The sequence below is a fragment of the Klebsiella sp. JN_Kp126 genome, assembly GCF_033843325.1.
Lineage (GTDB): Bacteria > Pseudomonadota > Gammaproteobacteria > Enterobacterales > Enterobacteriaceae > Klebsiella > Klebsiella michiganensis.
In genome coordinates, this window is the sequence record NZ_JAWXQV010000088.1 from 77,086 (window position 1) to 91,763 (window position 14,678).

At 57.5% G+C, this 14,678-nt stretch carries 13 protein-coding genes; 5 read left to right on the forward strand and 8 right to left on the reverse strand.

The features are described from left to right. The first annotated feature begins 154 nt into the window (after nucleotides 1-154). From ttrS to SIK97_RS23345, 4 genes are all read left to right on the forward strand, one after another. Nucleotides 155-1,927, forward strand: coding sequence for a tetrathionate respiration histidine kinase TtrS (gene ttrS / locus SIK97_RS23330; RefSeq protein ID WP_100248291.1), 1,773 nt, complete (start codon nucleotides 155-157; stop codon nucleotides 1,925-1,927). Further along, nucleotides 1,902-2,489 (forward strand): tetrathionate respiration response regulator TtrR, encoded by a 588-nt coding sequence (gene ttrR / locus SIK97_RS23335; RefSeq protein WP_047723929.1) that lies wholly within the window; start codon nucleotides 1,902-1,904, stop codon nucleotides 2,487-2,489. The genes ttrS and ttrR overlap by 26 nt, the downstream gene beginning before the upstream one ends. Before the next feature lie 170 nt (nucleotides 2,490-2,659). Then, nucleotides 2,660-3,718 (forward strand): YncE family protein, encoded by a 1,059-nt coding sequence (locus SIK97_RS23340; protein ID WP_046877946.1) that lies wholly within the window; start codon nucleotides 2,660-2,662, stop codon nucleotides 3,716-3,718. Between the two features lie 15 nt (nucleotides 3,719-3,733). Next, on the forward strand, nucleotides 3,734-5,725 hold the full coding sequence (locus SIK97_RS23345) for a TonB-dependent receptor domain-containing protein (RefSeq protein WP_047723927.1): 1,992 nt from the start codon (nucleotides 3,734-3,736) through the stop codon (nucleotides 5,723-5,725). A 50-nt stretch (nucleotides 5,726-5,775) separates the two neighbouring features. Here SIK97_RS23345 and tolA read toward each other — a convergent pair whose 3' ends face one another. The 7 genes from tolA to SIK97_RS23380 form a co-directional block, all read right to left on the reverse strand. Further along, entirely contained in the window at nucleotides 5,776-6,204 is a 429-nt protein-coding gene (gene tolA / locus SIK97_RS23350) for a cell envelope integrity protein TolA (RefSeq protein WP_014838514.1), read from the reverse strand. 144 nt (nucleotides 6,205-6,348) lie between these two features. Next, on the reverse strand, nucleotides 6,349-7,461 hold the full coding sequence (locus SIK97_RS23355; protein WP_057173831.1) for a M20 family metallopeptidase: 1,113 nt from the start codon (nucleotides 7,459-7,461) through the stop codon (nucleotides 6,349-6,351). Further along, a complete protein-coding gene (locus SIK97_RS23360) occupies nucleotides 7,461-8,216 on the reverse strand; it encodes a glutamine amidotransferase (RefSeq protein ID WP_014838512.1) in 756 nt (251 codons plus the stop codon). Before SIK97_RS23360 ends, SIK97_RS23355 begins: the two co-directional genes overlap by 1 nt. Nucleotides 8,217-8,229: 13 nt before the next feature. Further along, on the reverse strand, nucleotides 8,230-9,309 hold the full coding sequence (locus SIK97_RS23365; protein ID WP_049102919.1) for a phosphotriesterase: 1,080 nt from the start codon (nucleotides 9,307-9,309) through the stop codon (nucleotides 8,230-8,232). A gap of 3 nt (nucleotides 9,310-9,312) precedes the next feature. Continuing rightward, nucleotides 9,313-10,314 (reverse strand): ABC transporter permease, encoded by a 1,002-nt coding sequence (locus SIK97_RS23370; RefSeq protein WP_181251735.1) that lies wholly within the window; start codon nucleotides 10,312-10,314, stop codon nucleotides 9,313-9,315. 18 nt (nucleotides 10,315-10,332) lie between these two features. After that, a complete protein-coding gene (locus tag SIK97_RS23375; protein ID WP_162097199.1) occupies nucleotides 10,333-11,079 on the reverse strand; it encodes an ATP-binding cassette domain-containing protein in 747 nt (248 codons plus the stop codon). 380 nt (nucleotides 11,080-11,459) lie between these two features. Then, nucleotides 11,460-12,482: a LacI family DNA-binding transcriptional regulator gene (locus SIK97_RS23380; protein ID WP_038424520.1), complete on the reverse strand. Its 1,023-nt coding sequence runs from the start codon at nucleotides 12,480-12,482 to the stop codon at nucleotides 11,460-11,462. 344 nt (nucleotides 12,483-12,826) lie between these two features. On the opposite strand from SIK97_RS23380, the gene SIK97_RS23385 reads away from it, so the two are divergent. Then, on the forward strand, nucleotides 12,827-13,780 hold the full coding sequence (locus SIK97_RS23385; RefSeq protein ID WP_004850957.1) for a substrate-binding domain-containing protein: 954 nt from the start codon (nucleotides 12,827-12,829) through the stop codon (nucleotides 13,778-13,780). A gap of 1 nt (nucleotide 13,781) precedes the next feature. Here SIK97_RS23385 and SIK97_RS23390 read toward each other — a convergent pair whose 3' ends face one another. Next, entirely contained in the window at nucleotides 13,782-14,654 is an 873-nt protein-coding gene (locus tag SIK97_RS23390) for a ribokinase (protein WP_047723923.1), read from the reverse strand. Nucleotides 14,655-14,678 lie beyond the last annotated feature (24 nt).

Consider the following 14,678-nt stretch of genomic DNA (forward strand, 5'->3'; position numbering starts at 1 on the left):
CGAAACATTTGTCACGTCATTGTTTTGCATGTGATGAATAAACAATGTTGATGATTTACAGTGTAAAAATCGCGGCGGGGTCAGCTCTATTGTGGTTAACCACATACCCGGCGGGTTGTTGATCTAAAACAACATAATGAACAGGGATAATCGGGTGAGAGCGAAAAAGGTGCAGCGTCTGGCGCTGCTGGTGACGGCGCTCCTGCTGAACAGCAGCGGGTGGGCGGCGTCGTGGAATATCGGCGTTCTGGCCATGCGCGGCGAGGTCTTAACCCGCAGCCACTGGCAGCCGCTGGAGGTGATGCTCAATCAGCAGCTAACGGATCAGCAGTTTCATATTCAGCCGCTCGATCTGCAGCAGATGCAGGAGGCGGTCAATAACGGCTCGGTGCAGTTTGTGGTGACCAATCCGGCGCAGTTTGTCCAGCTGAATAGTCATTCTTCGCTGCGCTGGCTGGCCTCTTTGCGCTCTTCACTCGGGACAAGCAACGTTATCGGCAGCGTCATTTTGACTCGTCGCGACAGCGGTATTTCGTCGCCGGCCGACCTGATCGGCAAAACGGTAGGGGCCATCGATCCTCAGGCCTTCGGCGGCTATTTATTGGGATACAAGGCGCTGAGCGATGCCGGGCTGCGGCCGGAACGCGATCTGCATCTGCGTTTTAGCGGATTCCCCGCGGATGCGCTGATCTATCTGCTGCGTGAACGGGCAGTGCAGGCGGCGATTGTTCCGGTGTGCCTGCTGGAAAAAATGGCTGATGAGGGACTGGTAAATAAAGCCGATTTTACCGCGGTCATCGAGCGGCCGGCGGCGATACCTTGTCTAACCAGTACCCCGCTGTATCCCGACTGGTCGTTTGCCGCGCTGCCGGCGGTGAGCGACGCGCTGGCGGATCGCGTGACCCGCGTCTTGCTCAATGCCCCGGATAACGCCGTCTTTCACTGGGGCGCGCCCGCTTCGACCCGTCAGGTGGAAGCGTTGCTGAGCGAAGTTCAACAGCACCCTCAGCAGCGACGGCTGTGGCTGGAGATGAAAAGCTGGCTTATCCAGCACCGGTTAATCATGGGCGGCATCGGGCTGGCGCTGCTGTTGCTGACGCTGAATTATATCTGGGTGATGCTGCTGGTGCGGCGGCGCGGCAGGCAGCTTGAACGCAACGCTATCCGGCTGCGCGAGCAGGAGCTGGCGCTGCAAACGGCAAGACAGATGAGCGTATTGGGTGAGATGACCTCAGGCTTTGCCCACGAGTTAAATCAGCCGCTATCGGCCATCCGCCACTATGCGCAGGGTTGTACGATCCGTTTGCAGAAACAGGATCCGCAGCATCCCTTACTGCCCGCGCTGGGCCACATCGATCAACAGGCTCAGCGCGGGGCGGAAACGCTGCGCAATCTGCGCCATTGGGTCAGCCAGGCGCACGGGGAGCCAGGACGAGCGGAGACCTGGGAACATATCAGCGTTCGTCAGGCTATTGACCATGTCTGGCAGTGGCTGCGAATGCCGCAGCAGTTTCCCGGGCTATTGCTCAACAGCGATGTCGATCGCCCGTTAACGCTCGTCTTACCGCCGGTTCTGCTTGAACAGGTGCTGGCGAATCTGATCCTCAATGCGGCGCAGGCCGGGGCGAAGATGCTGTGGATTGATGCCGTTCGCGATGCCGGAGGCGTGAAGATCGTCCTGCAGGATAACGGCGGTGGTATCGCCGGGGCGCAGCTTGCTCAGGCATTCCAGCCGTTTGTGACCAGTCGACAAGAGGGGATGGGGCTTGGGCTGGTTATCTGTCAGCGGCTGGTCCGCTATGTCCGGGGGGAAATAAGCCTGGCAAATCAAACGGCGCCCGATGGACGGCCCGGTGTCACCGTGGAACTGACATTCATGCAACAAGGAGCGCGGAGCGGCAATGGCGATAATTCATCTACTGGATGACGACCTGGCGGTGACCCAGGCATGTGCTTTTTTACTGGAAAGCCTGGGTTACGAGGTAATGTGCTGGGCAGAGGGGAACGTCTTCCTCGCGCAGGCCGATCTCTTCCGGACCGGCGTTGTCCTGCTGGATATGCGGATGCCGGCGCTGGACGGTCAGGCAGTACATGAGGCGCTGCGTCAGCGCGGCAGCACCCTGGCGGTGGTTTTTCTGACCGGACATGGCGACGTACCTATGGCGGTAGAACAGATGAAACGCGGCGCGGTGGATTTTCTGCAAAAGCCGGTGTCGGTGAAGCCGCTACAAACGGCGCTGGAACACGGCCTGGCGGCCTCAGGCGAGCGGTTTGCGCGGCAAAAGAACGTGGACTGCTATCAGCAGCTAACGCCCAAAGAGCGGGAGCTTGCGCTGCTGGTGGTGAAAGGGCTGATGAATCGGGAGATTGCGGAGATAATGAACATTGCCGTACGCACGGTGGAGGTCCATCGGGCGAGGGTGATGGAAAAGATGCAGGCGGGGAGTCTGGCGGAGTTAGTCAGCATCTTACAGCCGGTTATCGCGTGATTTTAATGATTCCGATGAATGAAGCGTGGCGAACTCCCGGCGGGAACAAAAAACGGCGGTTAATATCAGAACACAAAAATTGGTAGGGAAGATGGAGATGAATGCAATTGCAAATGATATTTATTTTCATTAGTGTTTGCATTCCGTAAGCTACTGTAAAGAAAAATTACATGTCTACCGCATCCCTGAAGCAGGCCGCGCGCCTCGCGCTGGTCATTTCGTTTTCCCTGCATGCTCTCTCCGCCTCGGCTAAGGATTTCACCGAGCGGGACTTCCGCGCTCAGGCTCTCGGCCACGGCGTTTACGAGCTGGCCTATGATAACGGCCAGAAGACGCTCTACGCTGCCTCCGCGCCCTCGTTTGATAAAGATAAAACCGCGGGACTGGTCTTTCGACTGGCGGCGGATTCTCTGCGGATTGATGAGAAAATCGTTACCGAACGCCGCGCCTTCGCGCTCTCCCTGGATGAAGAAAATCACATCCTGTATTTGGGTAACGCGCTGGATGGCTCGCTAACGCTTCTGGATACGCTGACCAATAAGGTGATTAACACTATTCAGCTCAGCGATGATTCAGATCCTGCGAAACAGGCCCACGTCCGCGAAGTGGTGCTGGATAAGCTAAACCAGCGTTTGTATGTGTCAGGGATCGGGCGCAAAGGCCAGGGCCTGCTCTGGGTGGTCGATACCCGCAAGCAGCAGCTGATTGACACGCTGAACAACATCGACCCCGTAGGGTTTGCCGTTGATGCATCGGGCGAAAAAGTCTATGCGGTCACCGGCAACGGGGAGTTGGCTACCCTTGACGGCAAAACGTCGACGTTAATTTCCCGCGTGAAGGTCGATCCGGCTGACGCTGAGCACTATTTCCTCAATATCGCCCTGAACAGCGCCGCCGGAGTCGGATATATCGCCGATACCAACACCCGCGATGTGCTGGTGGTGCGGCTGGACTCCGGCAAGCTGGTCGATCGTATCGCTTCGCCAAACTCGGTCGCTGTGCTTTATAACGCCATGCGCGATGAAATCTACGTGACCCATCGCAACGATCGCTCGATTAGCGTCATCGATGCGCGAACCCATCGTCTCAAGCACACCCTCAAAACGGCGGCTATGCCCAACAGCCTGGTCCTTTCTGCGGATGGCGGAACGCTTTACGCCAGCGTCAAACAGGACGAAAAAAGCGATCGGCCTGACTACGTTCTCAAGATCGATCTCACTCAATTCTAAGGACTTTTTGTGGCGATGAAGACACGCATAGACGTGGCGATGGCGCTCGCCTTCGTCAATCTGCCCGCGGCAGCCTACGCCGCTGATGGCGCAGGGATAAATGAAGAACAGATGGTAGTGACCGCCACGGGATTCAGCCAGGAGAGGCGCGAGGCGCCGGCGACGATCTCGGTGCTCGATGAGAAGGCGCTGAATACCCGTTCCAATCAGAACGTCACGGAAGCGTTGCGCGAGATGCCGGGCGTGCTGGTGGGCAACGGCCACGGTAGCCTGGCGACCGGCGATGTACAGATGCGCGGTATGGATTCGACCTATACCTCGTTTATGGTGAACGGTATCAAGCAGTCTACCCGCGAATCGCGACCTTATGGGCATCACATTGGGTCTGAAGCCGCTTTTATGCCGCCGCTGGCCGCCATTGAGCGGGTGGAGGTGATTCGCGGGCCTATGTCATCGCTGTACGGCTCTGACGCTATCGGCGGTGTGGTCAACGTCATCACCAAAAAGGCGTATAACCTCGAAAAATGGACGGGGGTGCTGGAGGATAATTACTTCCTGCAGGAGAAAAGCGAATACGGCAATACTAACCAGACAAACGCCTTCTTTATGGGGCCCGTCGTACCGGGCAAACTCGGCGTCAGCGTGGGGGCTGACTATCTTGACCGTCGCGATGATGACAGCCCGACTCAAGAACGTTTTGTTAAGCATCAGGCGGGGAATCTGGACGCCACAATTTCTCTTTCGCCAACCGATACCCAGCTCTGGGATCTGAACGCCGCCAAAGGCAATCAGGAGAAAACCCATAACGATAAAGCGTGGTACTGGGGCTTTGACCGCGATGCGGTCTCGCTGTCACAGCATGCCTGGTACGGTGATGACCTGGTGGAGGTGAAGAACTTTATCAGCTACGAAAAGGCCCGCACGGAGTACCGCGTGCCCGGCATGGACTCGCAGTTTATCAAGCAGAATAATTTTGAGGCCAATAGCGCGAACACCTTTACGCTGGCCGATCACAAGCTGACGCTAGGCGTAAACTTCACGCGCAATGAGCTGAATGACACCTTTGGTATTGCGGACAAGCAGGCGCCCGGCGTCACCCCGGTGAGTAAAATCACCCGTCACGGCTGGGCGGTTTTTGCTGAAGACGCGTGGATGATTGTACCGGACTTCACGTTGACCACCTCTGCGCGCCTGGATCATGACAGCTATTTTGGCTATCACGTTACGCCTAAGCTCTACGGCAACTGGACCATTGACGAAAGCTGGGCGCTGAAAGGTGGCGTATCCGCCGGCTATAAAAAACCGGACCTGCGCCAGAACAACGCCGGCTTTACCAGCGTCTACGGCGCTTATCCCTATTCTGAGATTGGTATCGGCAACGACGATCTCAAACCGGAGCAGAGCATCAACACCGAGCTGGGCGTGTACTGGCAGCAGGATGCGCTGGCGCTCGACGCCACGCTTTTTCATACCAAATTTAAAGACAAAATCAGCGACCATACCATCTGTACCGCCTCGGCTACCCGGCAATGCCAATACAACGGCTATACCGCGGATAGCGTGTCGCAATACATTAACGTCGGGGATGCGGAGATCTACGGACTGGAGCTGAACGGCGACTGGCAGGTGACCGCAGCGCTGAAAGCGAACGCCAACTATACCTATACCCACAGTGAACAAAAAAGCGGTGAGTATAAGGGTTATGCGCTAAGCGATTTCCCCAGCAGTATGGCCAACGTTTCGCTGACGTGGAACACCGCTTCCGATCTTGAACTGTGGACCAAGGCGAGCTGGCGCAGCAGATCGCCGGATATCGGCAAGTCCAGCTCAACGGATGCCTATGCGCTGGTAGATCTAGGCGTGCGTTATCGCCTGAGTAAGCACGTCACGCTGATGAGCGGTATCTACAATCTGTTTGATGTGAACCCGGTTTACACTACCGCTTACCGGCAGAAGGCGATGCTGGAAGGGCGACGCTATAATTTCGGCGGCCGCGTGGAGTTCTGAAAATCGTGCAGGGGCCGAATAGCCCCTGCGATAAAATGCAAAAAAAGCTCTCAGGGCCTGAAGTCCAGAACCACATGACTGAATGTCTGATAGGTTTTTTCATCTGGCGCGGGCGGAATTTTGGCTTCTTTCAGCGCGGACATTACCGCCGCGCATAACGCCGGATCGCCGCTCTCGACCGCTGGATTATGCACCGTCCCGTCACGCTGTAGCGTTAAGCGCACCGAGCATTTTTGCCCCTGCCAGGACGCCGGCTGGTCTATTTTCGCGAAGATAGCCCTCTGGACCTGCGTCAGATAGCGTGAGACGTTGGCCTGCGGTGATTGATCTGAACCCGTTTGATAATCGCGAAACATCTTATCCACTTCTGCCGATACTTTCGCGTCTTCGGCGCTATCCGGCGCAGAAGCACTACCCGAGCAGGCGGAAAGAAGTAAAGAGAGAGTGCAAATGAGCACCGGGCGTATTTTCACGGACATGGTAATGCCTCCTTGCTGGTGATGATGCGTTTCAGACGCGAGACGGTTATCCTCTGTTATTCCGCGAAATTATTCAAACGCCGATCGCATGGCATGCGCTTTAAAGTGACGCTGTCACTAGTTTTTTGCCTTCGCCGCGGGCGGCTACGCCATCCAGTCGCGGATAATGTCTCCGTATAGCTGCTCAGCCTCCTCCAGCCGGCTGAGCAGGCAGTACTCGTCGGTCTGATGAGCCATAGACGGCTCGCCGGGACCGAGAATAATACAGGGTGGATCGCCCAACGCAGGCAGCAGCAGCGAGGCGTCGGTAAAATAGGGCACCACGCGCGGTTCAATCGGCTTAGCGTGCAGCGGCTGGCAGCGCTGATAAACCTGTTTAATCCACGCATGATCCTCCCGGCTCAGTACGGCGGGCAGGTCGACCAGCGTGGATACCGTGACGCTTTCGCCAAGCAGCGTGGTCAAGCGCTGCCGGATAGTGGCGTGCTGTAAATTGGGCGCGCTGCGGATATCGACATCAAAACGCGTGCGGTCCGGCACGGAATTAATATTGAGTCCGCCTTCGATACGTCCGACGTTGAGGGTAGGCTGCTTCATCAGCGGGTGCGCCGCGCCAGGGGAAAAATGCTGAATCTTACCCAGCGCATCCGCCGCAAGATAGATAGCATTTATCCCCAGCTCCGGCATCGCACCGTGGGCGGTTTTTCCCCGCGTTTCGCAGCGTAGCCAGAGCGCGCCCTTATGGCCGATCGCCGGATAGTTGGCGGTGGGCTCACCGACGATCAGCGCGCCCACGTCCGGCAACGTCGCGGAGGCGATCAGCGCCCGTGCGCCGTCGCAGCCGGTCTCTTCTCCGCCGGTAATCAGCAATACCGCGCCGCGTCCGGCGAGGATCGTTTCCCGCTGATGAACGCAGGCGACGGCAAACGCCGCTATCGCCGCTTTCATATCGCTGGACCCGCGGCCATAAAGACGCCCGTCTTCTATCTGCAAGCCGAAAGGATCGTACTGCCACCGGGCATTTCCCAGCGGCACGGTATCCAGATGACCGGTAAAGGCCAGCGGTTTACCGGTCTTCGCCCCGGGCAGCCTGGCGATAAGATTGCAGCGTCCCTCGCCGAACGACGACAGCGAAACCGCAAAACCGCGATCGTTAAGCCAGTCGGCGAAGAACCGCATGCAGTCTGCTTCGCTGCCCGGCGGGTTGATGGTGTTAAAGCCCAGCAGCTGCCGGGCGAGCTCAAGGGTGGCGGCCATCAGCGACGTTCCGTCAGCCAGTCAAGGCAGTTAATCCACAGCTGGCGATAGCCGGGCCATTGAGCAAATTCTTCCGGCAGCCAGTGTGCCGACATATCGCTGGTCCACACCAGCGAGCGACCCTGTTGATACTCGCGAATGGCTAGCAGCGGATGACCGGTACCGGCGACCGTCGCCAGCAGTTTGCCTTCCGGATGCATTTCTACTTCGTTATAGCCCAGCAGCCACGGCCATTCGCCCGGAATATCATTGAACAGGGCGTGGGATTCCGTCACTTCGGCATAGCAACCCTCCGGGGTTTCAATGCGATCGTCCCACGCCAGACAGCGGACCGGCAGAACTTTCTCCACCGCGGTATGGCGATAGCGCGCGCCGCCGTTAATCCCCTGGAAGCTGTAATAGCCACCAATCATCATCAGCGAGCCGCCGCCAGCCACGTAGTCATGCAGCAGCGTCAGACGGTTGGCGGTTCGGCGGCTTTTCAGCCAGGTGTCCGGATGCAGCAGCAGCGTATTGGCGCCAATATCCGAAAGAATAATCGCATCCCACTGCTGCAGCGCTTCCAGCGTCAGCGGAAAGTCTGTCGCCGCCGCGTGGGCGGGCATATAGGTAATGGCGTAGGCACTGTCCGCGAGCGCGGCCAGAAAATCCGTTGCGCCGGTGTGCCAGGTGGCGGTGGCAAACTGGTCGAAGCCTTTAACGTGCGTTGAGGTGCTGGTCCAGGATTCACCGACCAGTAAGATTTTTTTCTGCATTATGACTTTCCTTTTATCCGCCAAAGACCCGTTGGGGATTTCCAATCATCAAGGTTTCAAGCTGTTCGCCGCTGACGCCGTGGCGCCGCAGGCGAGGAACAAAATGCTTGAGTATGTAGCCGTAACCGTGGCCGCCGTAGCGGGTGAGCATGGTTTTCAGGAAGACGTCCTGCGACAGCAGTATTTGCTGGATATAGCCGTCGTCAATCAGCTCGCGAATCGCGCGGGCGTTCTCCTCGTCGGAGGGCGACTGCGCCGACTCGTCGGCGTAGTAATAGCTCATGCCGATCATGTCGTATTCGAGAAACGCCCCGCGCTGCGCCAGCTCCCGCTGGTAGCGCTTATCGGCAAAGCTGGGATTCATATGGCACAGGACGGTATGGCGTAAATCGGCGCCTTCCTGTTCGAGAATATCCAGCACCCGATGGCCCAGCCGTTCCCAGCCGGGCAGATGGACCTCGATCGGCACGCCGGTCGCGGCGCTGGCCCGGCCCGCAGCGCGCAGAGATTTCTCCTCATCCGGCGTAAAGCGGCTCGAGATCCCGATTTCGCCGATGAGCCCGGCGAGCACGTCCGGTTTCTCCTCCGCGCCGCCCAGATCGTAAATCAGCCGTTCGGTCAGCTGTTCGACGCTGCTGGTTCTTACCCACTCGGGGTGCGAAGGTTCCAGATAGAGGCCGGTGCCCATAATAATGTTCAGACCGGTCAGACGGGCGATACGCGCCAGCGCTTTGGGATCGCGGCCGATACCGATATTGGTCGGGTCGACTACCGTTTCTCCGCCAAGGGCGCGATATTTCGTCAGCTCTTCAATCGCGACGTCGACGTCAAACAGCTGGCAGTTATCGCGACTCATTAGCGGGTTCAGCGACAGTTCGCCGAGGTTTTCCATTTTCACCGGCATTTCGGCAAGATGGCGATCGCTACAGCAGCAGGGCGGTACCCATTTGCCGGAGGCATCCAGCAGAATATGCTCATGCATCAGGGTAACCCCCATTTCGCTAATCGGCAGCGGGCCAAGCACCGTCATCACGTAACCGCTGCTGACGCCAAGCGGCAGCGGAGTGGGGTGGCGAAAAATTGATCCTTTCATCAGCTATCCTTTTGCCGCGGAGCGCGTGGGGTTGAGAATGCGGGTGTTCAGCCAGATCGCCAGCAGGATAATGGTGCCGGTGGCTATCTGGGTGTAAAACGGCGAAATATGCGACAGGATCAGCCCGTTCTGAATGACCGCAATCGACAGCGCGCCCAGCAGCGTACCGATAATGGTACCGAAGCCGCCAAACAGGCTGGTACTGCCAAGCACAACGGCAGCAATAACCTGCAGTTCAAAGCCTTCGCCCTGGTTGGATGAGCCGCTGCCGAGGCGCGCGGTAATGATCATCCCCGCCAGCGCGGCGGCCATCCCGCTGATGATATAGACCTTCATGGTGACCGCTTTGGTATTAATGCCGCTGCGTCGCGCGCCTTCGGCGTTAGCGCCGATAGCGGTCACGTAGCGGCCAAAGCGCATATGATTGAGAACAATATGCCCGATAACCAGAATCATAATGCCGATCAGCGCGGGCATGGGGATACCGACTACCCACGCGCGTCCTATAAAGGTAAACAGGCTGTCAGCCGGAACCGGAATCGAGTAGCCCTGGGTGACCAGCAGCGCGATGCCGCGAACCACGGCCAGGGTGGCGAGCGTGACGATAAACGCCGGAATGCCTTCATAGGCGATAAAGAAGCCGTTGATGGCGCCCACCAATCCGCCGAGCAGCAGGCCGCCGAGCAGTACCACCGGCCACGGCAGCCCCCAGTTATTCAGGGCGATAGCGGAAAGCGCGCCGACCAGCGCGAGGGTGGAGCCCACCGACAGATCGATACCGCCGGTGGTAATGACCAGGGTCATCGCCGTCGCGACAATCAGCAGCGGGGCGCTCTGACGGATGATGTTGAGCCAGTTGGTACCGGTGTGAAAGTTGCTGGTGATCAGCGAAAACACCACGCAGCAGAAGACGAAAAAGAGCGCGATGCTGACCACGCCGGAGTGGTTATGCAGCAGGCGGCGCGGCAGCGAATGCTGGATCATGCGGGAGCTGCTTAAGTTCATGATACTCATCCTGTTACCTCAATGTGCCGCCGCAGAGCGGGCGGTGAATTTTTCGCCCACAATCAGGTTAACGATATCGCTCAGGCTGGTGTCGGCCACCCGTCTGTCGGCGACGTTGGTACCTTCATACATCACCATGATCCGGTCACAGACCAGGAACAGATCCTGCAGGCGGTGGGTAATCAGAATCACGCTCACCCCGCGAGCGGAAACGCGGCGAATAAGCTCCAGCACCGCTTCGACTTCCGCGACGGCCAGCGCGGCGGTGGGTTCATCCATAATCAGCACCTTCGGGTCAAAGGCCGCCGCGCGGGCGATGGCAATGGCCTGACGCTGGCCGCCGGAGAGATTTCGCACCAGCAGCCGGGTATCGGGAATGGAGATCCCGAGCCCTTTTAGCATCTCCCTGGCATCGGCGTGCATTCTTGCCTCATCGAGGAAGGGGATACCGAGGCGTGATTTCATCGGCTCGCGGCCCATAAACAGATTGCCCGCGACGTCGACCGTGTCGCAGAGCGACAGATCCTGATACACCATCTCGATATGGCAGCGGCGCGAATCGGCCGGATTAGTAAACTGCTGCTGTTCACCGTCGATACGAATCGTGCCGCTGGAGGGGATCACCGCGCCAGAGAGCACTTTGGTCAGGGTCGATTTCCCCGCGCCGTTATCGCCCACTAAGCCCAGCACCTCGCCCGGAGCCAGCTCAAGGTTGACTCCGCGCAATGAACGTATCGACCCGTAGGTCTTGGTGATATTGATCATCTCCACCCTTGGCGGGGTAGTTTGTGGCTGCTGCATCTGATAACTCCCATCGCTGTTGCCGGGAAAATGTTCGCCATCCTGCGGGAGAGATGCTATCCGACACGGTTTACATGCTAGTAAACCGGTTTACCTGCGGAATAGAGCACTCGCCAGCACAGTCAGGACAAACGCTATGTAAGATATTTGTTCGCCAGTAAGAACATTGCAGCATCCGTGCCAGGGCAGGAACAACACAGCAGCCCTGTGATTTAACCTTATGTAATAAATAGAGTTTATTCATTACGCTCCGGTAAACCGGTTTACTGATTATAGTGAATAAAATGTTAATTGATCGTTTTTTGCGCCAAAAGTGGGCACATTTGCGCCATTTTGGGATGTGCTTAACAGATCTTGATCGAGTCGCGGCCAATCCACTCTACCGGCAGGCGGGTTTCCGCCGGGATATCCCGATCGTCGTTCAGCAGACGCATCATGATGTTCACCGCGGTGCGGCCCAGTTCCCGGGCGGGCTGGCGGATAGTGGAAATCCGCGGCTGGGTAAAATCGGCATAGTTGGCGTCATCGAAGCCGACTAACGATAGCGCCTCCGGCGCCTGGAGCCCGCTGGCGCGCAGACCGTCGAGCAGGCCGAGCACCAGATAGTCGCTGGCGGCGAAGACGGCGGTCGGGCGAACCGGCTGGCTGAACAGGGTCCGCAGCGCTTGCTGGCCAAACTCGCGCTGGTAGTCACCGTACATCACCCATTCGGGCGGCCAGCTCAGGCCGGCCTGCTCCATCGCGGTGCAGAAGCCCTGATAGCGCTCGCGTACGCTCATCAGCTTGTCCGGGCCGCCGACGAAAGCGATATGGCGATGCCCGGCGGCGATCAGCTTTTCGGTGGCGATCCGCCCGCCCTGGACGTTATCGGCAAACACTTTCGGCACCTTACTGCCGGGAATATCTTCATCCAGCAGGACAATGCGTTCGTGACGCTGGACTTCTTTGCGCAGCAGGCCGTTATCGGGGCGGTTGGTGGTGAACAGCAGGCCGTCGACCTGGCAGGTATCCAGCCAGCGGATAAACTGGCACTCTTTTTCCGGGTTGTTGCGGGTGATACACAGTACCAGGCTGTAACCGCTGGCAGAAGCGGCCTCTTCGGCGGCATCGGCCAGTTCGGCAAAGAAGGGGTTGGTAATATCGGGGAGCACCAGGCCGAGCGTTTCGCTGCCGCCTTTGCTAAGACGGCGTGCCAGGCTATTGCCGCGATAGTCCAGTTCGCGAATGGCGGTTTCGATGCGATCGATGGTGTCCTGCGGTAGCACAATACTGTTGTTCATATAGCGCGACAGGGTTGCCTTCGACAGCCCCGCCAGCTTTGCCACATCGGATAACAATACGCGTTTTATACTCATTTCCTGCGCCATTTCTGCCAGAATCGGCTATCTGTAACATAGTTAAGCGCGGTGGATACAGCAATTTCTCTGCTAACAATAACCGGAAATAAATGCTTGACAAAATTTGATCTGCGGAGAATTGTATAGGCAGTTTACCGCATCATCCGGGAATTCATTCCCAAACCCGTTTAACTCATTCCAGTCGCGCACCGACACGGACCGGTTGCCGGAATGAAATTAAGCAGGTATCCGCCGAACGGTCGATGATTGTTCTGGCCATATAGACGATATTTGCCCGCCAAAAAATAATCCTTCTGCGTTCGCATGCGGCGCGGAACTCTGCTGGCTATCAACTATTCCCGACGAGGATACTGATGATGTTATTTCACACCGGAAAACTGCGTTTACTTGCTGTTGCCACCACGATGCTGGCATCAATGAGTTTTATTTCTGCCGCCGGCGCCGCCGGTCCGACTTATGCGCTGGTACAAATCAATCAGCAGGCCCTGTTCTTTAATCTGATGAATAAAGGCGCGCAGGATGCGGCCAAAGCCAGCGGCAAGGATCTAGTTATTTTTAACTCTAACGATAATCCCGTGGCGCAAAACGACGCGATAGAAAACTATATTCAGCAAGGTGTTAAAGGCATTCTGGTTGCCGCTATCGACGTTAACGGAATTATGCCCGCGGTAAAAGAAGCGGCCGCCGCTAACATTCCAGTGATTGCGATTGATGCCGTATTACCGGCCGGGCCGCAGGCGGCTCAAGTTGGCGTTGATAATATCGAAGGTGGCAGAATTATTGGTCAATACTTCGTGGACTACGTGCAGAAAGAGATGGGCGGCCAGGCGCGGCTGGGTATTGTCGGCGCGCTGAACTCGGCCATTCAGAACCAGCGGCAGAAAGGGTTTGAAGAGACGCTGAAAAGCAATCCGAAAATTACCATCGCTAACGTCGTCGACGGCCAGAACGTACAGGATAAAGCAATGACCGCAGCGGAGAACCTGATTACCGGCAACCCCGATCTGACGGCGATCTATGCCACTGGCGAACCCGCTCTGCTGGGCGCTATCGCCGCCGTGGAAAACCAGGGGCGCCAGAAAGATATTAAAGTCTTTGGCTGGGATCTGACGGCGAAGGCGATTTCCGGTATTGACGGCGGCTACGTCACCGCCGTTCTGCAGCAGGACCCGGAAAAGATGGGGGCCGAAGCCCTGAATGCGCTGAACACTATCACCTCAGGTAAAACCGTGCCGAAAACCATTCTGGTTCCGGCCACGGTGGTAACCAAAGCGAACGTCGATACCTATCGTTCGCTGTTCAAGTAGGTCAGCGCGCGCCGTTCACGGCTAACAGAGCGGTGAGTTCGTGGCCGTCGGGAAACGCGCTGAGCGTCCCCCGACGGCTAACGGTAATGGCGGCAGCGCGGCTGGCGTGCGCCAGCGACAGCCTATCCGGCGCGACGCCGCGCAGGATCGAGGACGCCAGCATCACCGCGAGGAACGTGTCGCCAGCGCCGGTGGTGTCTAGCGCCTCGGCGGGGACGGCGGGGCAAAACTGGCGCTGACCCGCCTGAACCAGCCAGGCGCCTGCCGCGCCCTGGGTTACCACTAAGGTTTTCACGCCGTAAGGCTTAAGCTGCTCGGCCTCGGATTCATTGACCACCGCGATGTCGATGAGCGGCCACAGATGGCAAAAGTCAGGATTGACAGGCGAGGGGTTGAATACCGTTGTCATACCGCGGGCTTTGGCGAACTGGAACAGCGCCCGGGTTTTATCCAGGGAGAAATTGCCCTGCTGTAGCAGAATATCGCCCGCGGCGGCCTCCGCCATATGCGGAATAATATCATCAAGGCTGAACGTATCGGCTGCGGCCGTCGTGGTAATGATGGCATTGTCGCCATCAGCGCTATTTAAAATAATCGAGGTGTCGCTATGTTGATTGAAATGGCCGTCGGGTAGTAGCGTCAGTGGTTCATTTTTTATCTGCTGACGGATCCACTCGCCGTTGCTGTCATTTCCCGTGGCGGCAATTAATCGCGTGTCGATTCCGCAGCGGGATAATATAATCGCCTGATTCGCGCCTTTACCGCCGATATCCTGCGAAACTTTAATGCCGTGAATGGACATGCCTTTTTTCGGTATATCCGGAATGGACCAGGTTTCATCTACGGTAATATTACCAGTAACGTAAACACGCATAGTGTTCCCTTAACAGGATGGATA

Bases quoted from the DNA above. Each gene is read 5' to 3' on its own strand.
- SIK97_RS23370 (WP_181251735.1), bottom strand. From the start codon at position 10,314: ATGAACTTAAGCAGCTCCCGCATGATCCAGCATTCGCTGCCGCGCCGC.
- SIK97_RS23365 (WP_049102919.1), bottom strand. From the start codon at position 9,309: ATGAAAGGATCAATTTTTCGCCACCCCACTCCGCTGCCGCTTGGCGTC.
- SIK97_RS23345 (WP_047723927.1), top strand. From the start codon at position 3,734: ATGAAGACACGCATAGACGTGGCGATGGCGCTCGCCTTCGTCAATCTG.
- ttrR (WP_047723929.1), top strand. From the start codon at position 1,902: ATGGCGATAATTCATCTACTGGATGACGACCTGGCGGTGACCCAGGCA.
- SIK97_RS23385 (WP_004850957.1), top strand. From the start codon at position 12,827: ATGATGTTATTTCACACCGGAAAACTGCGTTTACTTGCTGTTGCCACC.
- tolA (WP_014838514.1), bottom strand. From the start codon at position 6,204: ATGTCCGTGAAAATACGCCCGGTGCTCATTTGCACTCTCTCTTTACTT.
- SIK97_RS23360 (WP_014838512.1), bottom strand. From the start codon at position 8,216: ATGCAGAAAAAAATCTTACTGGTCGGTGAATCCTGGACCAGCACCTCA.
- SIK97_RS23380 (WP_038424520.1), bottom strand. From the start codon at position 12,482: ATGGCGCAGGAAATGAGTATAAAACGCGTATTGTTATCCGATGTGGCA.
- SIK97_RS23340 (WP_046877946.1), top strand. From the start codon at position 2,660: ATGTCTACCGCATCCCTGAAGCAGGCCGCGCGCCTCGCGCTGGTCATT.
- SIK97_RS23355 (WP_057173831.1), bottom strand. From the start codon at position 7,461: ATGGCCGCCACCCTTGAGCTCGCCCGGCAGCTGCTGGGCTTTAACACC.
- SIK97_RS23390 (WP_047723923.1), bottom strand. From the start codon at position 14,654: ATGCGTGTTTACGTTACTGGTAATATTACCGTAGATGAAACCTGGTCC.
- SIK97_RS23375 (WP_162097199.1), bottom strand. From the start codon at position 11,079: ATGATCAATATCACCAAGACCTACGGGTCGATACGTTCATTGCGCGGA.